At 46.1% G+C, this 23,861-nt stretch carries 27 protein-coding genes and 1 tRNA gene; 4 read left to right on the top strand and 24 right to left on the bottom strand.

Annotated elements, in window-relative coordinates; translation table 11 throughout:
• Positions 1-5: 5 nt before the first annotated feature.
• Positions 6-695 carry a response regulator gene (locus tag FG11_RS01050; RefSeq protein WP_026361902.1) on the bottom strand — a complete coding sequence of 230 codons (690 nt, stop codon included), beginning with the start codon at positions 693-695 and terminating at the stop codon, positions 6-8.
• Positions 696-732: 37 nt separating this feature from the next.
• Positions 733-2,211, bottom strand: coding sequence for a sensor histidine kinase (locus FG11_RS01045; RefSeq protein ID WP_081978162.1), 1,479 nt, complete (start codon positions 2,209-2,211; stop codon positions 733-735).
• 72 nt (positions 2,212-2,283) lie between these two features.
• Here FG11_RS01045 and FG11_RS01040 point away from each other — a divergent pair, with 72 nt between their 5' ends.
• Positions 2,284-2,592 (top strand): hypothetical protein, encoded by a 309-nt coding sequence (locus FG11_RS01040; protein WP_020183777.1) that lies wholly within the window; start codon positions 2,284-2,286, stop codon positions 2,590-2,592.
• Between the two features lie 9 nt (positions 2,593-2,601).
• On the opposite strand, the gene FG11_RS01035 is transcribed toward FG11_RS01040, so the two are convergent.
• The 6 genes from FG11_RS01035 to FG11_RS01010 all read right to left on the bottom strand — a co-directional run bounded on the left by FG11_RS01035 (position 2,602) and on the right by FG11_RS01010 (position 8,400).
• Positions 2,602-3,993: an undecaprenyl-phosphate glucose phosphotransferase gene (locus tag FG11_RS01035; RefSeq protein ID WP_020183776.1), complete on the bottom strand. Its 1,392-nt coding sequence runs from the start codon at positions 3,991-3,993 to the stop codon at positions 2,602-2,604.
• 57 nt (positions 3,994-4,050) lie between these two features.
• A complete protein-coding gene (gene galE / locus FG11_RS01030) occupies positions 4,051-5,067 on the bottom strand; it encodes a UDP-glucose 4-epimerase GalE (protein WP_047532614.1) in 1,017 nt (338 codons plus the stop codon).
• Between the two features lie 96 nt (positions 5,068-5,163).
• Positions 5,164-6,063 carry a heme o synthase gene (gene cyoE, locus FG11_RS01025; RefSeq protein WP_051086479.1) on the bottom strand — a complete coding sequence of 300 codons (900 nt, stop codon included), beginning with the start codon at positions 6,061-6,063 and terminating at the stop codon, positions 5,164-5,166.
• A 35-nt stretch (positions 6,064-6,098) separates the two neighbouring features.
• Entirely contained in the window at positions 6,099-7,082 is a 984-nt protein-coding gene (locus FG11_RS01020; protein ID WP_047532612.1) for a COX15/CtaA family protein, read from the bottom strand.
• Between the two features lie 7 nt (positions 7,083-7,089).
• Positions 7,090-7,695, bottom strand: a complete 606-nt coding sequence (locus FG11_RS01015; RefSeq protein WP_047532610.1) for an SCO family protein — start codon at positions 7,693-7,695, stop codon at positions 7,090-7,092.
• Positions 7,696-7,698: 3 nt separating this feature from the next.
• Positions 7,699-8,400 (bottom strand): SURF1 family protein, encoded by a 702-nt coding sequence (locus FG11_RS01010; protein ID WP_235276313.1) that lies wholly within the window; start codon positions 8,398-8,400, stop codon positions 7,699-7,701.
• Positions 8,401-8,520: 120 nt separating this feature from the next.
• On the opposite strand from FG11_RS01010, the gene FG11_RS01005 reads away from it, so the two are divergent.
• Positions 8,521-8,721 (top strand): twin transmembrane helix small protein, encoded by a 201-nt coding sequence (locus FG11_RS01005; RefSeq protein ID WP_020183770.1) that lies wholly within the window; start codon positions 8,521-8,523, stop codon positions 8,719-8,721.
• Between the two features lie 62 nt (positions 8,722-8,783).
• Here the strand turns inward: FG11_RS01005 and FG11_RS01000 are convergent, their stop codons facing one another.
• The 6 genes from FG11_RS01000 to FG11_RS00975 form a co-directional block, all read right to left on the bottom strand.
• Positions 8,784-9,695 carry a cytochrome c oxidase subunit 3 gene (locus FG11_RS01000; RefSeq protein WP_020183769.1) on the bottom strand — a complete coding sequence of 304 codons (912 nt, stop codon included), beginning with the start codon at positions 9,693-9,695 and terminating at the stop codon, positions 8,784-8,786.
• Between the two features lie 70 nt (positions 9,696-9,765).
• On the bottom strand, positions 9,766-10,311 hold the full coding sequence (locus FG11_RS00995) for a cytochrome c oxidase assembly protein (RefSeq protein WP_020183768.1): 546 nt from the start codon (positions 10,309-10,311) through the stop codon (positions 9,766-9,768).
• A 207-nt stretch (positions 10,312-10,518) separates the two neighbouring features.
• The gene (gene ctaD / locus FG11_RS00990) at positions 10,519-12,111 is read right to left on the bottom strand and encodes a cytochrome c oxidase subunit I (protein WP_047532607.1); all 1,593 of its coding nucleotides are present in this window, start codon (positions 12,109-12,111) and stop codon (positions 10,519-10,521) included.
• A gap of 43 nt (positions 12,112-12,154) precedes the next feature.
• Positions 12,155-13,321, bottom strand: a complete 1,167-nt coding sequence (gene coxB / locus FG11_RS00985) for a cytochrome c oxidase subunit II (RefSeq protein ID WP_025223730.1) — start codon at positions 13,319-13,321, stop codon at positions 12,155-12,157.
• A 22-nt stretch (positions 13,322-13,343) separates the two neighbouring features.
• On the bottom strand, positions 13,344-13,805 hold the full coding sequence (locus FG11_RS00980) for a DUF2244 domain-containing protein (RefSeq protein ID WP_020183764.1): 462 nt from the start codon (positions 13,803-13,805) through the stop codon (positions 13,344-13,346).
• Between the two features lie 187 nt (positions 13,806-13,992).
• Positions 13,993-14,079: transfer RNA gene (locus FG11_RS00975), tRNA-Leu, on the bottom strand.
• 49 nt (positions 14,080-14,128) lie between these two features.
• Here FG11_RS00975 and queA point away from each other — a divergent pair.
• Both queA and FG11_RS00965 read left to right on the top strand, forming a co-directional pair.
• Positions 14,129-15,160 carry a tRNA preQ1(34) S-adenosylmethionine ribosyltransferase-isomerase QueA gene (gene queA / locus FG11_RS00970; RefSeq protein ID WP_047532606.1) on the top strand — a complete coding sequence of 344 codons (1,032 nt, stop codon included), beginning with the start codon at positions 14,129-14,131 and terminating at the stop codon, positions 15,158-15,160.
• Positions 15,161-15,291: 131 nt separating this feature from the next.
• Positions 15,292-16,149 carry a hypothetical protein gene (locus FG11_RS00965; RefSeq protein ID WP_029647242.1) on the top strand — a complete coding sequence of 286 codons (858 nt, stop codon included), beginning with the start codon at positions 15,292-15,294 and terminating at the stop codon, positions 16,147-16,149.
• 66 nt (positions 16,150-16,215) lie between these two features.
• Here FG11_RS00965 and FG11_RS00960 read toward each other — a convergent pair whose 3' ends face one another.
• The 10 genes from FG11_RS00960 to tsaB form a co-directional block, all read right to left on the bottom strand.
• Positions 16,216-16,719, bottom strand: coding sequence for a DUF1097 domain-containing protein (locus FG11_RS00960; protein WP_020183761.1), 504 nt, complete (start codon positions 16,717-16,719; stop codon positions 16,216-16,218).
• Positions 16,720-16,930: 211 nt separating this feature from the next.
• The gene (locus tag FG11_RS00955; protein ID WP_020183760.1) at positions 16,931-17,524 is read right to left on the bottom strand and encodes a lytic transglycosylase domain-containing protein; all 594 of its coding nucleotides are present in this window, start codon (positions 17,522-17,524) and stop codon (positions 16,931-16,933) included.
• A gap of 20 nt (positions 17,525-17,544) precedes the next feature.
• A complete protein-coding gene (locus FG11_RS00950) occupies positions 17,545-19,254 on the bottom strand; it encodes a proline--tRNA ligase (RefSeq protein WP_047532603.1) in 1,710 nt (569 codons plus the stop codon).
• A gap of 89 nt (positions 19,255-19,343) precedes the next feature.
• Positions 19,344-19,967, bottom strand: a complete 624-nt coding sequence (locus FG11_RS00945) for a hypothetical protein (protein WP_235276312.1) — start codon at positions 19,965-19,967, stop codon at positions 19,344-19,346.
• Positions 19,936-20,445, bottom strand: coding sequence for a TPM domain-containing protein (locus FG11_RS00940; RefSeq protein WP_047532601.1), 510 nt, complete (start codon positions 20,443-20,445; stop codon positions 19,936-19,938). The genes FG11_RS00945 and FG11_RS00940 overlap by 32 nt, the downstream gene beginning before the upstream one ends.
• A 1-nt stretch (position 20,446) precedes the next feature.
• On the bottom strand, positions 20,447-21,373 hold the full coding sequence (locus tag FG11_RS00935; RefSeq protein WP_200884588.1) for a TPM domain-containing protein: 927 nt from the start codon (positions 21,371-21,373) through the stop codon (positions 20,447-20,449).
• A complete protein-coding gene (locus tag FG11_RS00930; protein WP_020183755.1) occupies positions 21,351-21,950 on the bottom strand; it encodes a LemA family protein in 600 nt (199 codons plus the stop codon). The genes FG11_RS00935 and FG11_RS00930 overlap by 23 nt, the downstream gene beginning before the upstream one ends.
• Positions 21,951-22,067: 117 nt before the next feature.
• On the bottom strand, positions 22,068-22,676 hold the full coding sequence (locus FG11_RS00925) for a hypothetical protein (RefSeq protein ID WP_047532599.1): 609 nt from the start codon (positions 22,674-22,676) through the stop codon (positions 22,068-22,070).
• Entirely contained in the window at positions 22,673-23,149 is a 477-nt protein-coding gene (gene rimI, locus FG11_RS00920) for a ribosomal protein S18-alanine N-acetyltransferase (protein WP_047532597.1), read from the bottom strand. The genes FG11_RS00925 and rimI overlap by 4 nt, the downstream gene beginning before the upstream one ends.
• Positions 23,146-23,835: a tRNA (adenosine(37)-N6)-threonylcarbamoyltransferase complex dimerization subunit type 1 TsaB gene (gene tsaB, locus FG11_RS00915; protein WP_047532596.1), complete on the bottom strand. Its 690-nt coding sequence runs from the start codon at positions 23,833-23,835 to the stop codon at positions 23,146-23,148. The genes rimI and tsaB overlap by 4 nt, the downstream gene beginning before the upstream one ends.
• Positions 23,836-23,861: the final 26 nt, after the last annotated feature.

Genomic DNA, 23,861 nt, shown 5'->3' with positions numbered 1-23,861 from the left:
GTGCGTTAGGCAGACGCTAACCGGTAGCCAACGCCCGCTTCTGTCAGAATAAAACTAGGCGCTGCCGTATTGGTTTCTATGCGCGCGCGCAGGCGCCCCATGTGTATTCGTAAGTAATGCGTATCATCCACATATTCTGCACCCCACACCTCCGTGAGCAGTTGTCGGTGCGAATAAGCCTTACCCGGTTTTCTAGCCAAAATGAGTAACAGCTTCAGCTCTATCGGCGTAAGGTGTAAGGCTTCATCGTTGAGCGTGACCGCTTGATGCTCTCGATCAATCATCAAAGGACCTATGCGCACAATATGATCGCGTAAAGACATCATGGTACTGCGCTTTAATGCTACTTTGACGCGCGCGACTAACTCATGCACCCCAAATGGCTTGGCTAAATAATCATCTGCACCATCGGTAAAACAATCTACTTTTTCCTGCTCCATTTGCCTTGCCGATAGCACCAAAATGGGAATATCTGATTGCTGTCGCGCTTCACGGATAAACTGGCGGCCATCGCCATCCGGCAAATTCAAATCTAAAATCACCAGCGCGGGTTTGGTTTCAAAAAATGCGGCGGTCGCCTGCGCTAACGTGCGGCTGGTTTTCACAACATACCCCTGCGACTGCAAACTGAGCTGTAGAAAATCACTGATTTGTACATCGTCTTCAATCACATGGATCAATGGTTTTTCTAACATGTTAGCAGCCATTCAGTCTCTACTATAGGTCGCATCGTCAAGCCTCAAACCGCATACGTTGAAAGCGCAGCGTGACGCGCGCGCCAGACTGGCTTGAATCCGCCGGATGGTTTTCAATGATGAGCTGTGCCTCATGTAACTTTGCAATCAATTGTACAATCGGCAGGCCCAAGCCTAACCCGTGTGCGCGCTTGGTCGAAAATTTTTTAATCTGCGTCACTTCAAACCCTGCAGCAAAGCCTGGGCCTTGGTCTATTACAGACACATCTAACCATGCATCTTCTGCACTCACCTCCAGCACAATTGGCGCGTCCACCGTGCTGGCTTGCTTGGCATTGTCAACCAGGTTAATAAGCGCTTGTGTCAATAAATGGGCATTGGCTTTGAACAGTGCATCGCTGACATCTATGCGCGTTTGGATATTCAAAGCCTCGCCACGCTGTTGATAATGGGTCATTACAATCCCAATAATTTCCTCCGGCGATTGCCAATCCATGGGAATACTCAATGGCGTAGAAGCCTCTAAACGGATGAGCGATAAGATATTTTCTGTCGTGGTACTTAAATACGTCGCCTGCGTGGCAATCATCGTAGCCAAATGGCTGATCTGCTTGTCTTGCTGAATCAGCGGAAACTGCTGCAATGCGGTCGATGCGCCTAAAATGGCTGTCAATGGTGTACGCATATCGTGCGAAATAGAGGCGAGCAGTGCATTTTGCATCGCCTCTTGCTGCGCCTGCCACTCCGCTTGTTTTGCACGCGCATGATGTTGCACCCGTTGATATGCTTGTGACACTTGCTCGACATGGGACTGGATAGCAGCCAATGTGCTTTTATTCAGCGCCGCCACATCGGGGAGCTGTTCATGTGCAATCCACATACTCGGCAAGGTACTGGGCAATCGGCTAAATGGAATCAGCCAATAACGACTTTCTGGCCAGTTCTGTGTAAATGGGCCAATCGTTTGCCCAGTCGAAGTCACCCAAGCCAATGCATGCGGATCTGGCCCTTGCAGTACATCAGTGAGTGCGTGCTGTGCGCCTACCACTTGAAATGCCATGTGATACTGCCCTGATAGCAGCTCACAGGCTTCTTGCGCGAGCAGTTGCAGATCATCCATCACCGCTAGCCGTTCAGATAACTTTCTCGCAAACTCCGCATGCTTAGAAGCTGCCATAAATAAGGCGGTTTGAGACTGTAACCGCTTAACCAAAGAAGCAATGACCACAGCTACCACCAGAAAACTGATGAGGCTTGCCCATGACGCCACACTCCCCACTTGGAATGTATAGGTAGGCGCAATGAAAAAATAGTTAATCGCCACAAAAGCGGCGCCAACCGAGATCAGTGCAAGGGCTATTTCAAAGAAATAAGCCGCGACCACCACCACAAGTAAATACATCATGACCACGCCTGTGGTACTCAACACTTGTTGGTAATGATGGCCAACCCAAGTAGCGAGTGTTAGCAATAGGCATATGGCTGCCCACTGAATTAGCCTAGGGTGAGGTTTCAACGCTTATCTTTCATACAAGTCAACATCATCGCTCTCGTTCAGTCATGCAATGAGCATACGCCAAGCCATACGATGCAATCAAGTCTTGCAGAATTTTTAGGCAGTACAGAGCGGACTATCGACGAAATGCTCATCAAACTGAAACAATTGATACGTAGACTGGCGCTATTCAACAAGAAAACTTCACAGGAGAATACGATGAAATTATTGAATAAGTTACGTGATTTAAGAAATGAACGCATACAAGCCATGGAAATGCATCGTGCAAATTATGCGCATGAGGCGATTGGTTTGGGCACTGTTACTGTATATGACATTGTGCGTTTACATGCAGAAATGGATACTTACGAACGTTTATACCAACAACGTGTAGAGCGCTAAAATACTGCGCTAATAAGCGTTTCTGTCTTTAAATACCAGTAAGATGGTACGCACGATAATTTTCAAGTCTAAAGACAAAGACCAGCTTCTCAAGTAGTCTAAATCGAACTCAATACGCGCTTCCATTTTATCGACAGTATCTGTCTCGCCGCGCAGGCCATTCACCTGTGCCCAGCCTGTAATGCCCGGTTTCACTTTGTGGCGAATCATGTAGCCTTTAATCACTTTACGATACATCTCATTGTGCGCAACCGCATGCGGCCTTGGCCCGACAATACTCATGCGGCCTTGTAACACATTGATGAACTGCGGCAATTCATCCAAAGAAGTCTTACGAATAAAGCGGCCAAACCGTGTAATGCGTACATCGTTTTTAGTGGCCTGTGTGACTTTATCGCCATTCTCTTCTACCGTCATGGATCTAAATTTATAGACCAAAATTTCTTCGGCATCTAAGCCATAACGGCGCTGCTTGAACAACACCGGCCCTTTAGAGCTTAGCTTCACGCCAATCGCCACTGCCAATAAAACGGGTGAAATCAGTAACAGGATAATCAGTGATAGCACAATATCACTCGCGCGTTTAATAAAGCCGTTGAAGCCAGAGAATGGTGTTTCACACACCGCCACCACAGGAATACCACCGACATCGTCAATACGTGCTTGGATCAAATCAAACACAAAAATATCCGGCACAAAGTAAATAGACACTGTGGTGTCTTTTAAGCCGTCCAGTAAATCGAGCACCCGAGGCTGCGAAGTCATCGGCAACGCGATGTAAATAATATCAATGCTGTTTTTACGCACATAGTCAGACAGCTCGCTGATTCTTCCCATCAGCTGCAAACTATTATGATCTTCCAGCACAGTACGGCTGAGATCGCGGTCATCAAAGAAGCCTTTGAATTGTAGACCTAGTTCCAAATCACTATCCATGCGGTCACGTAATTGCATGCCCTGATTACCCACACCCACAATCACCGCATTGCGCGTGACAGCTTCGCGATACAGGTTACTGGTCAGGTAGCTATCGACCGCAATATGTACCAATAAAATCAGTATGGGTGTGATGAGCACCCAATACATAATCATATTGCGTGGAAATACATTGAGGTAACTGGTGGAATAACCGAAGAATAAAATGACCGCAACGATGAAAAACCAGTCGGTGAGGATACCTATAAACTGTTGCCAGATGGAGGTGTTTTTATACCAAGTGCCAGGAAAGCTAATGGCAAAAATCAGCATGGCGATCAGATAATACTTTTCATCCAGCTCCTCACCAAAGTACACGCTGAGCATGACGAGAGAAGCAATCATCAATACTGGGTCTGCCAGCATCTTGATCAAAGACTGGATAGTCAGTTCTTTACTATAAACTAACGGCTGTGATGACTTCATTATATTATTGAGTAACAAGTTGGTGCGGTTGAATCTATTTTACGCGCACCGCTTCAATTATTCTGTTTTATATCCTAATGGGTTATGAGATTGCCAACGCCACGTATCAGCACACATTTGCGCGAGATCTCTTGATGCAGTCCATCCCAGCAAAGTTTTTGCCAATGCTGGATCAGCATAATTCAACGCAACATCTCCAGCTCTACGCGGCATGAACTCATAAGCAATTTCAATGCCAGATTCTTTGGAAAATGCGTTCACCACGTCCAATACACTGTAGCCATGACCTGTGCCTAAATTCACCGTCAATAGGTTAGGCGCTTTTTCCAAGTAGCGCAACGCTGCCAAATGCCCCTCGGCCAAATCCACCACATGAATATAATCACGCACGCCGGTACCGTCATGGGTGGGATAGTCATTGCCAAATACTCTTAATTTTTTTAACTTACCCACAGCAACCTGGGCTACATAGGGTAGCAAGTTGTTCGGAATCCCATTGGGATCTTCCCCAATCATGCCGCTCTCATGCGCGCCTATTGGGTTAAAGTAACGCAGGATCCCAATACGCCAAGTATTATCAGCCTGATAAATATCCCGGAGCATATGCTCAATCATCAGCTTAGTTTGCCCATACGGGTTAGTCGCACTCAAAGGGAAATTTTCACGAATCGGCACCGAAGCGGGGTCACCATACACGGTGGCAGATGAACTAAATACGATGGTTTTGACATCAAACTCAGCCATGACCTGCAATAAACTCAAGCTACCTGCCACGTTATTATCGTAGTACATCATGGGCTTTTCAGTGGATTCGCCCACTGCTTTTAAGCCTGCAAAATGAATCACACTTGAAATCGAGTACTTGCTAAACAGGTCTCTCAGGACGGTTTTATCACGAATATCGCCGATAATCGTTGGGAACTCGACACCTGATATCTGTTGAATGCGCGCCAGCGATGTAGATTGGCTGTTAGAGAAGTTATCCAATACGACAATCTCTTGGCCAGATTGTAGCAATTGCAGGCAAGTGTGGGAGCCTATGTAGCCGGCGCCGCCGGTGACTAATACGGTCATAGATAAATGCTAATTCTAGTAATAAGTAATCAAAAGCTTACAAGTAATTGTTTTGAATTACCATAGCCCGTTTGTATCGTATGAAATCAAACAGAATTAATATTTCCAGTAGTGGTCCACCAACAAGGCAGCAAAGATCAAGCTCAAATAAAGAATCGAGTATTTGAATGTTCTTTTAGCCAGATCATCCGAATATTGACGATACAAGCCAATCACATAAGCCAAAAATACGGCATTCAATACCAGAGAAGACACCAAATAAATCAGACCACTCATGCCTAAGCCATACGGCATCAGTGAAACCACCACTAAAATAATGGTGTAGAGCAGGATGTGCAGCAAGGTAAATGCTTCGCCGTGGGTGACCGGCAGCATCGGCATACCTACTTTGGCGTACTCTTCACGGCGATACAATGCTAACGCCCAAAAATGCGGCGGCGTCCAAGCAAAGATAATCAAGAACATAATGAGTGATTCAGGTGATACGTTATTGTTCACCGCTGCCCAGCCCAGTATCGGTGGCATTGCACCAGAGGCGCCGCCAATCACGATGTTCATGGGCGTTGCGGGCTTAAGAAACACGGTATAAATCACTGCGTAGCCAACAAAGGTGGCAAAAGTGAGCCACATGGTCAGTGGATTCACGAATAGATATAGAATCGCCAAGCCTACACCACCCAAAATGGTGGCAAATACCATGGTTTCTTTATTGGAAACCTGTCCGGTTGGCAAAGGTCGGCCACGCGTGCGCGCCATCACTGCATCAATTTTGTGTTCAATCAAACAGTTAAAAGCAGCAGCAGCACCGGATGAAAATGCAACGCCGATGGTGGTAGCGATAAGAATATCCCACGGCACCATTCCCGGTGTGGCCATAAACATGCCGATGAGTGCGGTAAATACAATCAGCGCTGTTACACGTGGCTTGCATAGCGCATAGAAATTTTTAACACTGACGCCAAACGCATCTAACTGATTTGCAAAACTCACACTCAATTCAAACTCTTTTCTGTCTTTAATGCCGCATTGCACTAACGCGACTGCGCGGTAATTTTTGAATTCAACAATACGACCATCACAACGAGTAACGCCGCACCAAAGTTGTGGCCAACCGCCAGCACCAAAGGCAGATGCAATAACAGGTTAGCGATACCCAAACTAATCTGGGCTAACAGCACGCACAACAACGCAATACTTAATGTTTTTAATTGGCCGTATTTTAAACCATTTACTGCCATAAAACCTAAATAAATCAATGTAATGACTGCACCGATACGGTGTGTCCATTGAATCGCAGTAAGGGATGCTAAGGTAAGATTTCCACCATCCGCACTTTCACCTAATTCACGATGTAAGTGAAACGCATCTTTAAAATCCATGGCCGGCAGCCATTGTCCGTGACAGGTAGGGAAGTCAGTACACGCCAATGCTGCATAGTTAGTACTGGTCCATCCACCCAAAAAGATTTGGGCAAACAAGACCAATAAGGCAACCCGTATCAGCCAGTAATAGCTGGCTGGAATCAGATGGCGTCCAATTTGTGTGCCCCAATGCCGGTGCGCAATCCATACTAATATGGCCAACGTGCTCATGCCGCCTAATAAGTGTGCACTGACCACTACTGGTTTTAATAATAGGGTGACTGTCCACATGCCCAATAAGGCTTGAAACACAATGAGGCCAGCTAAGCCAGTGGTCACCCAAGGCGAGGTGCGAATGGATGATTTGTTTTTCCAGCCCAATATAAACAATGCAAGCACCATCAAGCCCAATACAGCAGCAACATAACGGTGTGCCATTTCCTTCCAAGCTTTCCCAGCCTCTACCGGCGCATGGGGGTACACCGTTTGCGCTTGCGCAATAGCGTCTACACTTTGTGGCACTGTCAAAGCGCCATAGCAGCCTGGCCAGTCCGGGCAACCCAGTCCGGCATCAGACAATCGAACATACGCCCCCAACGACACTAAACATAGGGCAGTGAGCATGGCGATAAGACTTAATCGTTTAAATATCATGATACGTTTATCCCGCCCAAGAGAATTTGAGTAGTCGAACCAAATCTTTCCGAATATTGGCTGCTGGGGTCGTTTGCGGATAGCTCATCATCAGATGACCTAGCGGATCCACAAAATAAATGCGATTGCCCGCTAAGGCATCTTCGGCCTGAATATTAAATTGTTTGGCAAGCGCATCAATACTCTCTACGGATTGATTCAAAATCAGCATATCCGGATACATCGTCTGTATTGCATTCACATCAGCTTGATGCGTTATCAGTACGCGTTGCACACGGATAATGTCTTTATACGTCGACACATGGATTTGACGCATATCGTGCAGTTTATTTAAGCATGATTGCTCACAGGCATTGGCCACATACACCATATTCCATTTGTCGCCCCAAAACTTGGGCAGCGCCGTACCTTTCACATTCAATAAGTGTGCATCGGCCTGAAGTAGGCGTGGTGGTTGCACTAACTCACCAAGACTTTGGCCTCCAGGTCGCCAATCCATTTTAATCATGGTGACGACCACAACGATGGGCACGATAAAGAAAACCGCCATCATCAAAAATATCATGCGGCCGCGACGTTGCTGCGCAGCCTCTATATTCAATTCATTTTGCATAATCTACTCTTTTGTTTGCACGCGTTTCACGCTGGTATATAAATAAATCGCTAGGGTAGCGAAAGCAAATCCAAACCATTGATAGGCATAACCCAGATTGGTCATGATTTTACTGGGTGGCATTTGCCAGTTTCTTACAAACCCATCTTTTGCCACGGTTGGGTCCAGTTTGATAATGACATCCAATATCGGAATGGGTGCCAGCTGATGATATTTTTTCATATCCAAATGCTGCCACACCAGCGTCCATGGTTTATTCTGTTCAGCCGCCGTATTCGGTTTTTCTTCAAGCGTAAATATTTTACTAGAAGGAATCCACACCATGCCCTTAATTTCTTGTGTTGTTGTCGATGTATCAAATACAGGTAAGGCTTGGTGATCAGCAGCGCCTACAACCCAGCCACGATTGATCAACACATAGCGCTCAGTACCCTCTATTTTAAAAGGCGTCACGACATGAAAACCGGCCTGACTATCCTCAACCTGATTATCAATCAGTATCTGATACTGCGTCTCATAATGGCCGGAAACCTGCACTTGCTGAAACTGTAATGCTTCAGGCGCGTTCAAATGATCTGTTAACTGGACAATTTTTTTCGTTAAGCTGGTTTGATATTGGTCTTGAATCGCCTGTTTAGTCGCCGCTTTATGGTATTGCCATAAACCAAGTTTGATAAACAGTGGAATACACACCAGCACAATCATTGTGCTGATCCAATTTGTTTCAAACCGCCAGTTGCTGTTAAACGAATTGTGCAGAAAGTTAAATTGCATTTTTAATTAGCCAGTCGCATAATCTTTAAAGTAAACATATTGGACATTATCATGTGGATTAAAATTGCAACCGTACTCGTGTTAATCATCATTGTCAGCAGTCTGTTCTCGGCACTGTTTTTTCTAATGAAAGACAAAAGAGGCAATGACCGTACAGTAAAAGCGCTAACTGTGAGAATTGGGTTATCCATTACCTTATTTGCTGCCTTGATTATCGCCGCTTATTTTGGGCTTATCGGACACTCGCTTTAACGCAAATGCCAACATAAATAAAAAGGGCGATGCATTGCATCGCCCTTTTTTCATTCTACTGATTACAGCATGTAAACAAAGATAAACAAGCCTAACCACACCACATCCACAAAGTGCCAGTACCAAGCCACACCTTCAAAACCAAAGTGATGCTCAGGCGTAAAGTGGCCTTTCATGCAACGTAATAAGATCACAATCAACATAATCGTACCAATGGTCACATGGAAACCATGGAAGCCAGTCAGCATAAAGAACGTAGCGCCATAAGCACCGCTACCAAGCGTTAAACCCATTTCAGTATACGCATGATGATATTCCATGCCTTGGCAAATCAAGAAAGCAATACCCAGTGCTACTGTTAAGAACATACCAATAATTAATTGCGTACGGTTGTTCTTAATCAAACCCCAATGTGCCCAAGTAATGGTCGCGCCAGAAGTTAATAACAAAATGGTGTTAATCAGTGGCAAACCAGACCAGTGCATTGGCTTAAAAGCAGGGTTTGGTGTGTATTCTGCACCTAGTACATGACCACCCGGACCTTGTGAAGGCCAAACAGCCAAAAAGTCTTTGTAGGGCGTGATGTCTGGTGCGTAACTCGCCAAATCGGGTACAGACAGTACGCGCATGTAGAATAAAGCACCGAAGAAGGCTGAGAAAAATGCCACTTCTGAAGCAATAAAGACCACCATACCCCAGCGGAATGACTTGTCTTCCCAGCTTTTGTATTTACCGGTCATACTCTCAGTAATCACAGTGCCCAGCCACTTGAACATCATGAATACCACAACGGCTAAACCAAAGTACATCATCCAGTGGCCAGGACCTTCAAGGTAAGCCAGCGACTTGCCGCCACGATCCGTTGCGACAGAAAATATAAATCCTGAAGCCATTGATAACAAACCAGCAGAAAGTATTGAAGGATAAATACTTCCGTGTGGCACAAAATATTGATTTTCAGAATGTGTTGCCATGCGCTAACTCCCAAGCATACTAATATTTATATTTAACAACGATTAAACTGCGTATTACTTTACTGCTTCATTACTTACCCGGTGCTTTAAAGAATGAGTATGACAGCGTCAATTCCTTCACATCTTTTGGCAAATCAGGACTGATAAAAAACCTTAACGGCATTTCTTTTGTTTCACCAGACTTTAAGGCCTGATTCACGAAACAAAAACACTCGATTTTCTTTAAGTGCGTTGATGCTTTACCTGGCGTTACACTTGGCACCGCCTGACCAGACACAGTTTCACTGGTCGTATTTTTTGCTACAAACAATACCGTTTCAATCTGACCAGGGTGTAGCGTCACACTCGTTTGCTTGGGATAAAAGTTCCAACCCAAACCAGGCATCACTGCAGACACAAACTGTACCGTCACCATTCTTGAAGCATCTACTTTTGCTTTTGCCAACGTCGCCGCGGTATTGTCAGTTTTACCATTTAAACCGGTAATCGAACACAACACATCGTACAAAGGCACTAATGCAAAAGCAAACAGCAACGAGCCAATGACCACATACAGTACTTTGATGGCCAATTTTTTGTTGGCAGCTTTCTGCTCTGTCGAATGATGCTCAGCCATTGAACCAACACCTACAATGACATTTACCGGTCAAAATCACTGATGCCAAACAGTAAATATCGAAACCACATACCAAACGAACACAATGGCACCAATAATGATGGCAATTTTTTTGTTGCGTGCGTTTTTTAAAGCTTCTTTTTGTTCCATTTAAAACAGGGCTTGGCTGTACCAAGCCCCATATTTCCTTAGTTACTCAACAATAAATTACTTAATAACAGGTTGTTCGTTAAAGCTATGGTATGGCGGTGGAGATGGTAATGTCCATTCCAAGCCTTCTGCACCTTCCCACACTTTATCTGTTGCTTTTTGACCGCCTCGAGCACAACTGATGATGTTATACACAAACAACAATTGCGATAGACCCAAGATAAAGGCACCTACTGTCGAGATCATATTGAACTCGGCAAATTGCAATGCATAGTCAGGAATACGACGTGGCATACCTGCTAAACCAACAAAGAATTGTGGAATGAAAGTCACGTTGAAAGAAATAGCAGTTAACCAGAAATGCAGTTTACCTAACTTCTCGTTATACATATGACCAGTCATTTTTGGCAACCAGTAGTACACGCCTGCCATGATACCCATGATACCGCCAGCAAACAGTGTGTAGTGGAAGTGCGCTACAACGAAGTAGCTGTTGTGGTATTGCGCATCAGCTGCTACGTCCGCCAATACCAAGCCGGTTAAACCACCGATACCGAACAAGATAATCCAACCCACCGCAAACAACATCGGTGTTTCAAAGGTCATGGAGCCTTTCCACATGGTTTTAATCCAGCAGAAGAACAACACGGCCAATGGGAGTGAAATCGCCATCGTGCTATACATAAAGTAGAGCAATGCAGGCACAGGCATACCCGCTGTAAAGAAGTGATGCGCCCAAACAACCACAGCTAACGCACCAATTGCCCATAGTGAGTACACTTGTGCTTTGTAGCCATACATTGGTTTACGTGAGAATGTTTGTAAGATTTGTGGAATGAAACCCCATACTGGCAGTAACAAAATATACACTTCTGGGTGACCAAAGAACCAGAACAAGTGTTGGAACATGATTGGGTCACCACCACCAGCAGCATCAAAGAAGTGCGTACCAAAGTGACGGTCCGTTAACAACATAGTCACTGCACCAGCCAATACAGGGATAGTAGCAACCAATAAGAATGCAGTAATCAACCAGCCCCATGCAAACATTGGCATTTTCATCAACGTCATGCCAGGTGCGCGCATATTGAATAACGTCACGATGATGTTAATAGAACCCATTACAGAAGAGATACCCAACAAGTGAACGGCAAAAATCGCGAAGTCTACGCCGATACCGCCTTGCACAGACAGTGGCGGATAGAATGTCCAGCCTGTCGCCAGTGCACCATCGCCAATACCAAACAAAGCCAAGGTAAATGGTAAGGTAAGTAGAATTGCTGAAGGAGGAAGTAACCAGAAGCCCCAGTTATTCAAACGCGGAAGCGCCATATCTGGTGCACCGATTTGCAACGGGATCATCCAGTTAGCAAACCCAGTGGCTGCAGGCATCAAGGCTGCGAAAATCATGATCAACGCATGCACGCCAATCAACTGGTTAAAAAAGTCAGGGTTCATCAACTGAAGACCTGGCTTAAATAACTCGGCACGGATACCCAAAATCATTGAGCCCCCTACCAAGAACATAATTAAAGAAAAGGTAAGATACATCGTACCAATGTCTTTGTGATTTGTTGTTGTCAACCAACGCATGATACCGGTTGGGTGATCGCTGTGCTCTTCATGATGCGCTACAGTTGTAGTACTCATAATGCTCTCCTAATCGCCTTAGAACTATTTAAAAAAATACTAATTATTCACGTGCCGCTTTAACTTGCGTAGGCTGAACAATTGGGTCTACAGTTGCTGCATTACCTAGCGCTTGTCTTTCGTAAGTAATCACTGCAGCAATCTCAGTATCATTCAACGTTGCCTTCCAAGCCGGCATGACACCTTTACCGTTTAACAAACGATCCAGATGACTGTCTTTTAAATATTTTCCATCTGCGCCAAAAATCGGCCCAGTTGCGATTTTGCTGCCTGTCAATGCAGGGAAAGCAGGAGGCAAACCAGCACCCGTCACTTGGTGACATACAGCACAGTTTTTCTCGTATACAGTTTTACCTTGCGCAACCAAGTCTTCTTTAGTCATTTCTTTGACTTCGCTTGCCGCTTTTTGTTCTTCTTGCTTTTTAGCAACCCAAACCTTGTATTCTTCCATCGGCACGGCGTTGACCACTACAGGCATATAACCATGACCTTTACCGCACAATTCTTTACATTGGCCGCGGTAAGTACCAGCTTTTTCCACTTGCACCCATGTTTCACGAATAAAACCAGGCACTGCCACACGTGATGAACCAAACTGAGGCACCCACCAGTTATGTAGCACATCAGATGCTGTCATCAAAATACGCACCTTCTCACCCACTGGCAACACCAAAGGATTATCCACTTCTAATAAGTAGTGCTCACCTTTTTCTGCTTTATTGTGCAGTTGGTCATCTGTCGTCACTAAGTTGCTGACGAATTTAATGCCTTTTGCGTCACCATCTAAGTACTCATATTGCCAACGCCATTGTGAACCGGTAATTTTAATGACCATATTCGATTGATCACGCGTGTCTTCCATCATCACCACACTGTGGTACGCCGGAATACCCATGATCACAAAGTCAATTAAGAGCAGAATTGCAAAAGGGATCAGTGTCCAAAAAATCTCTACGGCTGTAGATGGCGCTTTGTCTGCAACGGCTTTGTAACCCTTGCTTTTACGGTGTGCAAAAATTGAATAGATCATAATTGCGAGCACTGCGAAGAAAATAATCGCAGTAATAATCATGAATTTGTTGTGCACATGCAATGTATCCAACGCCATTGGGGTCACTGGCTCAGGAAAGTTCCAACTGTAATCCGCATATACATTGAGCGAAGCCAGCAATGCAGCTAAACCTACCCCAATTTTTTTAAACACTTGCATCTCCATTACTCCAAAATCAAATTTAGTTAATGTTTCTTAATTTCTTTTTTAGTTCTCGCACCAGAGCAAGTCGCTGCTCATCGTCGATAAAATGCTTGCCAAACTCCACCTCTTTGCCATGCGATCCAATCATTAGAGCATGCTTACCGCCTGCGGATTCTTTCACACTGACCTGTGTCCAATAACGCTGAAACACTGTCGCACTCACATCTCGATTGTGTTTTTTTTCGACCAGCACTTGGTCACCATCGATTGTAATGCTCTCAAAATCAGCAGCATGCAACCTAATGTAGTAGAACGCTAACGCAAATGCCAACAATTCCAACCCAGCAAACGGCAACACTAACCATGCCCCAATATGCGTAAACCCCACCGCAACCATCAATGCAATCACTGCAAGAATCGCTAACAACTTATAAGCACCCTCAGAAGTCAGGGAGTTATTTGGTCGCGCAATAATTTTGTAATCAAACACTGATAGCATGGAACAAATCCCAGTGACAGACAACCAATCTTGTAACAACATACTTAAGACTTGTTACAAACTGTTACAAGCCCGTGAAAAATAGCACAAAAAAAGGGCTTTTTCAAGCCCTTGCGTCGTACCATGATGATTTTATGCGGTTATATTTACTTAATATCTAGCCATCGCAGATGTATTTTACGATTGCTGGTGCCGGGAGCCGGAATCGAACCGGCACGTTGTTTCCAACGCGGGATTTTGAGTCCCGTGCGTCTACCAATTCCGCCATCCCGGCAGGAGGTATATAATGTGCAACTTCGCTATTATAACAAGCTATTCGCATTATGCGAACCCAAGAATTCGATTTTTATTTACCTTCTGAGTTAATTGCACAATTTCCGGCAGAAAAACGTAATGGTAGCCGCCTGTTACATGTGGACGGCAATTCCGGTCAACTGGTGGACGGTACATTTGCACACCTGACAGAGTGGTTATCTCCGCATGACCTCGTTATCTTCAATGACACGCGCGTGATCAAAGCGCGGCTGTTTGGACAAAAGTCGACAGGAGGTGCTGTGGAAATCATGATCGAGCGTGTACTGAATGACCACGAAGCGCTAGCCCATGTACGCGCATCGCGTGCGCCCAAACCCGGTGCGCGACTACTGTTAGAGAACGCCATTGACGTAGAAGTCACCGCGCGCCAAGATGATTTATTTTTACTCAAATTTCATCACGCATCGTCTATCTTTAATCTGCTGGATCAGTATGGGCATTTGCCACTGCCACCTTATATTACACATGCAGCCGAATCTGAAGACGAAACACGCTACCAAACCGTATATGCGAAACATGCTGGCGCAGTCGCCGCACCAACTGCCGGTCTGCATTTTGATGAAACCATGCTAAGTAATATACAGGCGATGGGTGTTCGTATTGCTTATGTGACCTTACACGTAGGGGCAGGCACCTTTCAGCCAGTCAAGGTAGATGAGATTAGCGCCCACAAAATGCACAGTGAGCGCTACCAAATTCCAGAAGAAACCGTGGCCTTGATTCAATCCACTCGTCAAAATGGCGGACGCATTTTGGCCGTTGGCACTACCGCGCTGAGGGCTTTAGAAAGCGCAGCACAACACGGACCACTGTCAGCCGGCAGTGGCGAAACCAATATTTTCATTACGCCAGGCTATTCTTTTAATGTGGTGGATCGCTTGCTGACTAACTTTCACCTGCCCAAAAGCACCTTAATGATGTTAGTGTCAGCCTTTGCTGGCTATACCCACATCATGTCGGCGTATGAACATGCTATTAGGCAGCAATACCGCTTTTTTAGTTATGGGGATGCCATGCTGATTGAACGTGCAACACTGTAGGAACTATGTTGACTTAAACCATGTCGATTGACTATTCGATTGCACTACTATTTATCACAATCATTTATTTATCATACGTATTTATTACACGGGGATTCAAATTGCGCCACTCTGTATTCAAGCCAAGCCTAATGGCTATCTTCATTTCAACAGGCGCGCTATGCACGCCGTCTCTGCAAGCTGAAGTTATCTCCGAGGCGCAACTAGGCATTAAGATTCCATTGGTTAAAAAACCAACCACACGTCCGATGACCGTTGCCTATGTCCCTTTCAATCAGACTTACTACATTGCCGATGGCGGATTGGCGCCGATAGGCTCTGAGTTTGAAGCACCCAGCTCCAAGTCTGAGATTCATGCATACTCCAAAGAGGGCAAATACATCAACTCGGCAAAGCCAGGCTATGACAATCGCTCGATCTACTTCAACCCCAATACTGGCAAGCTAGAAACGGTGACCTACAATATTTCCAGTAGTGTTGGCTTCTCACCGAACACCGGCATTTACTCGATCGATTTGGCTGAGACCGGTGAAGTCAAAGACACCTCTGGCGAAGTGATTCAATTTAACCCTGCGTTTGGTGATGCTGCTACCATGCCCACCTACGACGCTGAGAATAAGCGCTACTTTGCCAAACAAGAGCGCAGCAATATTGTGTGGATTGTAGATCCAAAGAATCGCGAAAAACTGAGTGAGATTAGCTTGGATTTTAAAACCCCAAATGTTCTGCACGATGATATCAGCGATCATTTTATTGCGTATACCGGCGTGAAAGGCCATGAGCTTGTGTTGCTGGATGTCGATCACAAAGCAGCGCTGGTGTTTGACCTGACCGGGAAATTTATTGCCAAAAGCGAATTACCCAAAGACATGAAGTTGCGTGCACAAAACCATTACAACGGACTCGGCTATACCAATGATATGTTGTTTGTGTATCACGAAACCGAAGGCGAGTTTGGCACCTATTGTGGGTTTAAAGTCGTCAAATAAAATGCAATCGCAACAGATACAAAAAACCGCATCGAGATGCGGTTTTTCTTTTGTTACAGGAACAAGCTATTTACCAAGCGCACCTGCAAGCTTACCAGAGGCCAGCCCGAACAACGCACCAATGACAGTTGAAATAATCACCATAATCACAGGGTTAGTAGCATCTAATGCAGTCACATTGGCAGCAGAGCCAGCGGTTAACGCCAAACCAGCAGCAGCTGCATAGCCGTAGACATTAGCAGGCACAACAGACAAAAGGTTACAGCCCGCCACAATTACCAACAAAAATACAGTGACGGCAATAATGACTGGCACTGCCAATACACCCAAACCAGCCAGCATACCTGAGTTCACCAAGTACAGCGCAACCCCGGCAATCACTGCACCATACACCATGCCTGCGATTGTTTTTTGTAATGCTGCTGTGTCTCCACCCGTATGGAAAAAACACCCCCATGCAATAAACCCAACCCACACCAGCGCAACACTTGCCAATGGATTAAAAGCTAAAAATGCCCAAACGCCCCCTAAAACCGCGATACTTACTGCCAATGCTGTTAACTTCGACATTCTGTTCTCCCTTTGTTTTGGTCCTGCTCATTTTTAAAAAAGTCTTCTATGCTAAATCGTTAGTGCATACAGCCCTTGTTTAAAACTTTAAGCACAAGAACGCCATGCGCTAACTGAAACGCAGTCTAGTCTCATTTTGGTGCATGTTGCAAGTTTTTTTAAATTTGACCGCCCCAATCTAGGGCGAGTTGGAGAGTTTGAAGCGAGGTGTTTAACGTGATGCGGTTACGTAATCCCAGTGCTTACGCCAAGTATTGACAACTAAATTAGGGTATTGGGGCTTACCAAGGCTACCATTGTAGCGACCTAGTGCACGGAAATAATTACCACGCTCAATGTCTAAATAGTGCCTTAAAATTGTGCATCCATAGCGTAAGTTTAGGCGCATATCAAACAAATTATGATCTTGACTGCCGATACTACGCACCCAAAATGGCATCACTTGCATATAACCACGCGCGCCCACACTCGATACCGCATATTTTTTGAACCCACTTTCCACCTGGATTAACCCTAATACCACTTGCGGATCCAACCCTGCCCGCGTGGCCTCGTAATGAACTGATCTCAAGAAATCTCTTCTGTATGTCTCATCAGGAATACGCTTTTGCAGCCTCACTGACATTTGCTCAAGCCAAGCCTCACCCTCTGCCGGATTATCAAATATCAACTGCGGCGCCGCCAAATCACTGATGGATTTTTGCATCACCGCCTTCACACTATTCGATAGCGGCTCTTCACGCTGACCACCTGCAAAGCAAGTAGCCACGAGACACATCAGCACAATGAAAAGAGTTTTACGCATGGATCTATTAAGTCACTTTTTTAACTGATTAATACCTGTTGAATAAAATTTAAAGTATCTGGTAACGCGATCGTTTGTGCATCAGGCGATTTACGTGATTTATATTCCACATTACCCTCAGCCAAACCGCGATCACCAATCACAACCCGATGTGGTATACCCATCAAATCGCTTTCCGCAAACATGACGCCCGGGCGTTCATTTCTATCATCGAGTAACACATCGACACCGGCCGCTGTTAAATCTGCATAAAGCTGTAAAGCCGTTGTTTTCACTTGATCGCTTTTATCCATCCCAATTGGACAAATTACCACTTCAAACGGTGCCATGCTCAATGGGAAAATAATCCCTTTGTCATCATTGCCTTGCTCAATGGCAGCACCCACGATACGAGATACGCCGATGCCGTAACATCCCATTTCCATGACTTGCGATTGACCATGCTCGTCCAAATAAGTCGCATTCATGGCCTTGGCATATTTGGTACGCAATTGGAAGATATGCCCCACTTCAATACCACGACAAAGAGACAATGTGCCTTTGCCATCTGGGCTGATATCACCCGCAACTACATTGCGGATATCGGCCACCACGCTAGGCTCCTGTAAATCACGAGCAAAATTCACGCCAGCCAAATGGAATTTAGGTTTATTCGCCCCACAAATAAAGTCGCTCATGGCTGCAACCGTGCTATCTGCAATCACATGCACGTTTGCGCCTACATTGACCGGCCCAATAAAGCCGGGTGGACAATTTAAATTGGCGCGAATCTCTTCTTCAGTGGCCAGCCTAAAATCGGTCAAACCTGACAATTTTGTCAGTTTTACTTCATTCAGCATGTGGTCACCACGTAACAATGCGAGGTAAAACTTTTCTTGTGCAACAAAGGCCACCGCTTTCACAGTGCGTTCAATGCCAACCCCTAACAGTTTTGCCACATCTTCACAGGCGGTTTGTTTTGGCGTATCGACTTCACGCATGGATTCACTGGGCGCTGCGCGGGTTATCGTCGTCACAGCTTCAGCCAATTCCACATTGGCGGCGTAATCGGATTGCTCACAGTAAGCCAACGCATCTTCACCGCTATCGGCCAGCACGTGAAACTCTTGTGAGCCATCTCCACCAATGGCGCCTGAATCTGCTTTGACCGCACGGAATTTCAGCCCCAAACGCGTAAATACATTGCTGTAGGCTTGGTGCATCTCGCTATAGGTGTTCTGCAAACAGTCGTAGCTGGTATGAAACGAATACGCGTCTTTCATCAAAAACTCACGGGCGCGCATCACGCCAAAACGTGGGCGAATCTCATCACGGAATTTGGTTTGAATTTGATAAAAATTCAACGGCAATTGTTTATAGCTATTGATTTCTTTACGTGCAATATCGGTAATCACTTCCTCATGCGTTGGGCCAAAACAGAAATCACGCTCATGGCGATCTTGAATTTTGAGCATTTGTGGCCCGAATACTGCCCAGCGACCTGTCTCTTCCCACAGTTCTTTAGGTTGTACGGCAGGCATCAGCAACTCCAACGCACCGGCTTTATTCATTTCATCGCGCACAATGTTTTCAACTTTGCGTAACACACGCAAGCCAAGCGGCATCCAGTTATACAGGCCACTGCCTAGCTTTTTGATTAAGCCTGCACGTACCATCAATTTGTGGCTGATGAGTTCTGCATCGGCAGGAGCCTCTTTTTGAGTGGCAATAAAAAATTTTGAAGCGCGCATAGCGAATATAGCCTTTAACTAGCAAATCTTGAGAAGGATGAATTTTATAGGGAATCGATCAATTAGTCAGCAGAGTTTGTGGACGACCGTTAGCGCGGTACCGGACTATCCTCCGGCACATACCCATCTTTCCAAACTTCAAACGGTACAATCGTCGCAGGCTGCCCATTATCATAAAACCAACTGTCTACCGCATAGCGCTGCCCAGTATCGGTTTGGCGAATCACCGCAGTGGTATGTGGCCAGCCAGAAAAAAAGAAATGTCGAGTGCGGGTATCTTCCACTGCGTGATGCCTCACCAACCCAGCTTGGACGAGCAAGCGCAAATAAGTGGTGGTATTGATGGACTCGTCATTACAGTCCAATTGACCAGGAAACTTGGCGTTATTAAAAGTACCTGCTTTATCACCAGCGGTACCAATATTGACGCCTATCAGTGACTCCAACTTACCTACTGCGCGCGCAATCATCAAACGTTCTTGCTGCGCGTCTTCTGGCATTGGTGAAAATAAATACGTGATTTGATCCCACTCCGCTTGCGAGAGTTGGGTCAGCGATAACTTTGCGCAACCGCCGCCATGACAAATCTCCATACGATCCAAACTAGGAGACTGGCGAAAAATACGGTTAATGTCGGCCATATCGGCATGTGCGCCGAGCGCCAATACTAAACAATATAAACTACAGCACCACTGGACGATTTGAGAGCTCATTACGCTGCTCATTCTGCGTGGGAAAATGCTGGCTCAATAATGCGCCGATTTCGGCGATGCCACTCACAACACCTTCCTCAAAAGCACCTTGTCTAAACTGCTGTTCCATATGGTGGCAGATTGACTCCCAGCCATCATCTCCCACCAAGCGATGAATGCCACGGTCGGCCACGATTTCCACATCACGGTCAGCCAATAGCAAATAAATCAGCACCCCATTGTTGTGTTCGGTATCCCAGATATTCAATTGCCCAAATAATTCCAGCGCACGTCGCTTGGGAGTTTTCTTCCAAATAATATCCATAGGATGCAAGCCAGCTTCAACAACAAAGCGCATCTCCCCTGCATGCAGGCGCTCACTATTGGCAATGGCGGCCTCAATGCGCCGAAGCGCTTGTGGCGAGAAATGGCGGCGCACATGCCACGGCGTACTCAGTGCGTGTCGCATAAAACGCAGAATGGGATGCAGTCTCTTCATATTACCAATCTCCAGAAGCGCCGCCGCCGCCAAAATCACCACCGCCACCACTAAAAATATCACGCCCACTCAAACCACCACCGCCATAGCCGCCACCATAGCCAGTTGGGTAACCGCCATAACCACCACCGCGATTACCACCCATGGCTAGTGTGAAAATAAATGCGGCAATAAAGACTAATCCTACCGTGAGCAATGCACCGCCCAACACCCACACCAACACACTGAGTGCGCCACCATTGAGCGCGCTGCCAGCATAGGTACCAAACATACTGCGCAGCACCATACCGGTAAAAATGGCCACAAACATCAAAATAGGCAACCACTCTAACAGCCCACCGCTTTGTGACGATTGTTTTTGCGGCGCAGGCAGCGCTTCACCTGCAATCAACGCTGTTAATTGATCGATCGCAGCGTTGAGGCCACCCTCAAAATCACCTTGGCGAAAACGCGGTGCCATGGTCTCGCTAATCACGCGTTTGGCAGTTAAATCCGGGATAGCGCCTTCTAATCCGTAACCTACCTCAATGCGCATTTTACGGTCTGCTTTGGCCACAATAATAATCACACCATCATCTTGCTTGTCACGCCCGATTTTCCAAGCCTCAGCGACACGTATGCCAAACTGGGCAATGTCTTCTGGCTGTGTCGTATCCACTATCAGCACCGCGATCTGACTGCCTTTTTCTTTCGACAATTGGTTAAGCTTTTGTGCAAGCGACTGCTGCGCTTGAGGAGATAAGGTCTGTGTTAAATCCGTGACCGGTGAAATCAGTGCCGGGATTGCCATAGGCGCAGAAAATGCCGGCAGTGCAATCCAACTCAACACTAGCAGCACCCACTGCACTAGTTTCAACATGACGTTCACCTGCATAATGCCGTGTAATTCACTACCATCACGCAGATTATTTAGTGTTTCCAAAATCAACTTTAGGCGCAGAGGAAATGGCTTTTTCATTCTCTACGGTAAATGAAGGTTTTGCTTTGTAGCCAAACATCATGGCCGTTAAGTTATTGGGGAAGCTACGCACTGAAATATTGTATTCTTTCACTGATTCAATATAGCGATTACGTGCCACGGTCACACGGTTTTCCGTGCCTTCCAACTGCGCTTGTAAATCTCTAAAGCCTTGGTCTGCTTTCAAGTTAGGATAATTCTCAGCCACCGCCATTAAGCGTGATAGTGCGCTTGTTAATTGACCTTGAGCCGCTTGGAATTTAGCAAACGCTTCCGGGTCGTTCAGCACTTCTGGGGTCACTTGAATGCTGCCTACTTTAGAACGTGCATCGGCCACTTCAGTCAGCACTTCTTTTTCGTGTTCAGCATAACCTTTTACAGTCTCCACTAAATTAGGTACCAAATCGGCACGGCGTTGATATTGGTTGAGCACTTCTGACCAACTGGCCTTGGTTTCTTCATCCAGCGTTTGAAATGCATTGTATCCGCAGCCGGACAAACCCAGCACCAGTAACAACGGAAGTAGTTTGGTATAAAGTTGACGCATGATTCACTCCTTAATTAGTGTGGAATATGTTTGTGCAATGATCGTTGATTAAAAGATGGCGGTTAAGCTAGCAATTTCAAGCCTAAGCTATATTGCCTGATGATGCACTATACGCGTTTACTGCGTATTTTTCTGCGTTGCATACGCTTTAGCATCACACATCACACGCCATGCATTGCGTTTAAGCATGGGGGTTTGCAGTAGATCTGCTGGATGATCGATCACCCAGCAATTGCTTTGTGCATGCAGAACAGGTTGGTTGCCTAAAGTTTCCACGTCTGGCGCTTGCGTGCCCAAAAAAGTATTGGCGGCGGCTAAACCAAACAGCAGTGCGTACTCAGGTTGATAGCGCAGCAACACTTGCTCATCATGTACCAGTTGATAGTCAGTAGACAATAGTTGCATGGCATTGATCATATTCTTCAATAACGTCAGCATGTCTGCACTGGCAGGCGCTTCAATATTGGTATCTGGTAACGGACAATACAATAGCCATGTCACCGCCACTTTTTCTAGCGGCGGTTCTGCCGATACTGGAGACAGCGTTGAATGAGGCGTTTCAATTTCCGGTGGCAAAATGATTTGCGGGGGTTCAGGCACATCAGCCACTTTAGGTGTAGCAATAGATTGAGACACAGGCCGAGGTGCCGCCACCTGTGCAGAATTCAATTGCCATACTGGCAGTAGTTCTAACTCACGGAATATATCTTCACGCGTTACACTCATAAGGCCAGCCCCATTAACATCGCATCCTCACGCCCCGATTTAAAGATAACCGGGTCAGCAGGATAATACCCTCGGCGTATCGCCATCTCGCAAAAACCCATACTTTCGTACAAAGTGATGGCAGAAAGATTACTCGTGCGCACTTCCAAAAACATATTGGCGGCCTTGTGACGCTTGGAAATTTCAATCATATGTGTGAGCAGATAGCGGCCTAAGCCCTGTTTTTGTTGGGGCTTAGCCACGCTAATATTGAGCAAATGCGCTTCATCCAGCACCATCATCATTAAAGCATAGCCAATGATTTTTTGTTGTTGTAACAGCACCCAAGCGCTGTATCCTGAGTTGAGCGAATCTACAAAATTGCCACGTGTCCACGGATGCGAGTAAATAGTAGGCTCAATCACCATAATAGCCTCCATATCCTCCATCTGCATGGGCCGCAATGCCAATGCTTGCGCTAATACCGCACTCATATACGCAACCCCTGTGCACGCTCTTGCGTGGTTAAAGCAACACGATTCCGAATATAAATCGGTGCAATGTCTTCTGCCGCTTGTGCTAATCCAGCCAAAAACATAGGTTGCGCCAATGCCAAAATAGCTTGCGCATTCGGCGTCACGGCTGGCAGTATTTTACGTAACTGATCTGTATATATAGCCGTTAATTGTGGCGCATACACCCCCCAACCACTGCCCGCGCCTACCCAATCGCTGCCTGTGAGCGCTGGCACTAGCTCTGGCTTACATACCATTGCCGGAGAGATCGTTGTCCACACATCCGTAACTTTCTCATAGGCAGCAAAATACACCTCACCCATCCGCGCATCCTGACAAACAATCACTTTATCTTGCCCGCTGGCTTGCGCGACTGCCATTAAAGTATGCACCCCTACTACTGGCAGGTTTGCACCAAATGCTAAGCCTTGGGCGACGCCACAAGCAACACGCACACCGGTAAATGCACCAGGCCCGGCGCCAAATGCAACACCATCCAGCGCGGTTAATTCAATATTAGCGCTTTGTAATAGGGCGTGAATCTCCGGCAAAATACGCTGAGAGGCGGTTGCACCAGCCTCAACATCAAACGCCCAAGACTGCACACCTACCTGTAGGGCAATAGACAAAAATTCAGTAGAGGTATCAAAAGCGAGTAAATTCATTGGTATGTGTGGGCTGTGCCATCTGC

This window comes from Methylotenera sp. N17 (assembly GCF_000799155.1).
Taxonomy (GTDB): Bacteria; Pseudomonadota; Gammaproteobacteria; order Burkholderiales; family Methylophilaceae; genus Methylophilus.
Note: the sequence above shows the minus strand (reverse complement) of the source record. Positions and strands in the feature narration are given on the sequence as shown.

Bases quoted from the DNA above. Each gene is read 5' to 3' on its own strand.
- FG11_RS01050 (WP_026361902.1), bottom strand. From the start codon at position 695: ATGTTAGAAAAACCATTGATCCATGTGATTGAAGACGATGTACAAATC.
- FG11_RS01040 (WP_020183777.1), top strand. From the start codon at position 2,284: ATGCAATCAAGTCTTGCAGAATTTTTAGGCAGTACAGAGCGGACTATC.
- FG11_RS01035 (WP_020183776.1), bottom strand. From the start codon at position 3,993: ATGAAGTCATCACAGCCGTTAGTTTATAGTAAAGAACTGACTATCCAG.
- galE (WP_047532614.1), bottom strand. From the start codon at position 5,067: ATGACCGTATTAGTCACCGGCGGCGCCGGCTACATAGGCTCCCACACT.
- FG11_RS01020 (WP_047532612.1), bottom strand. From the start codon at position 7,082: ATGATATTTAAACGATTAAGTCTTATCGCCATGCTCACTGCCCTATGT.
- FG11_RS01015 (WP_047532610.1), bottom strand. From the start codon at position 7,695: ATGCAAAATGAATTGAATATAGAGGCTGCGCAGCAACGTCGCGGCCGC.
- FG11_RS01010 (WP_235276313.1), bottom strand. From the start codon at position 8,400: ATGATTGTGCTGGTGTGTATTCCACTGTTTATCAAACTTGGTTTATGG.
- FG11_RS01005 (WP_020183770.1), top strand. From the start codon at position 8,521: ATGTGGATTAAAATTGCAACCGTACTCGTGTTAATCATCATTGTCAGC.
- FG11_RS01000 (WP_020183769.1), bottom strand. From the start codon at position 9,695: ATGGCAACACATTCTGAAAATCAATATTTTGTGCCACACGGAAGTATT.
- FG11_RS00995 (WP_020183768.1), bottom strand. From the start codon at position 10,311: ATGGCTGAGCATCATTCGACAGAGCAGAAAGCTGCCAACAAAAAATTG.
- ctaD (WP_047532607.1), bottom strand. From the start codon at position 12,111: ATGAGTACTACAACTGTAGCGCATCATGAAGAGCACAGCGATCACCCA.
- coxB (WP_025223730.1), bottom strand. From the start codon at position 13,321: ATGCAAGTGTTTAAAAAAATTGGGGTAGGTTTAGCTGCATTGCTGGCT.
- FG11_RS00980 (WP_020183764.1), bottom strand. From the start codon at position 13,805: ATGCTATCAGTGTTTGATTACAAAATTATTGCGCGACCAAATAACTCC.
- queA (WP_047532606.1), top strand. From the start codon at position 14,129: ATGCGAACCCAAGAATTCGATTTTTATTTACCTTCTGAGTTAATTGCA.
- FG11_RS00965 (WP_029647242.1), top strand. From the start codon at position 15,292: ATGGCTATCTTCATTTCAACAGGCGCGCTATGCACGCCGTCTCTGCAA.
- FG11_RS00960 (WP_020183761.1), bottom strand. From the start codon at position 16,719: ATGTCGAAGTTAACAGCATTGGCAGTAAGTATCGCGGTTTTAGGGGGC.
- FG11_RS00955 (WP_020183760.1), bottom strand. From the start codon at position 17,524: ATGCGTAAAACTCTTTTCATTGTGCTGATGTGTCTCGTGGCTACTTGC.
- FG11_RS00950 (WP_047532603.1), bottom strand. From the start codon at position 19,254: ATGCGCGCTTCAAAATTTTTTATTGCCACTCAAAAAGAGGCTCCTGCC.
- FG11_RS00945 (WP_235276312.1), bottom strand. From the start codon at position 19,967: ATGAGCTCTCAAATCGTCCAGTGGTGCTGTAGTTTATATTGTTTAGTA.
- FG11_RS00940 (WP_047532601.1), bottom strand. From the start codon at position 20,445: ATGAAGAGACTGCATCCCATTCTGCGTTTTATGCGACACGCACTGAGT.
- FG11_RS00930 (WP_020183755.1), bottom strand. From the start codon at position 21,950: ATGCGTCAACTTTATACCAAACTACTTCCGTTGTTACTGGTGCTGGGT.
- FG11_RS00925 (WP_047532599.1), bottom strand. From the start codon at position 22,676: ATGAGTGTAACGCGTGAAGATATATTCCGTGAGTTAGAACTACTGCCA.
- rimI (WP_047532597.1), bottom strand. From the start codon at position 23,149: ATGAGTGCGGTATTAGCGCAAGCATTGGCATTGCGGCCCATGCAGATG.
- tsaB (WP_047532596.1), bottom strand. From the start codon at position 23,835: ATGAATTTACTCGCTTTTGATACCTCTACTGAATTTTTGTCTATTGCC.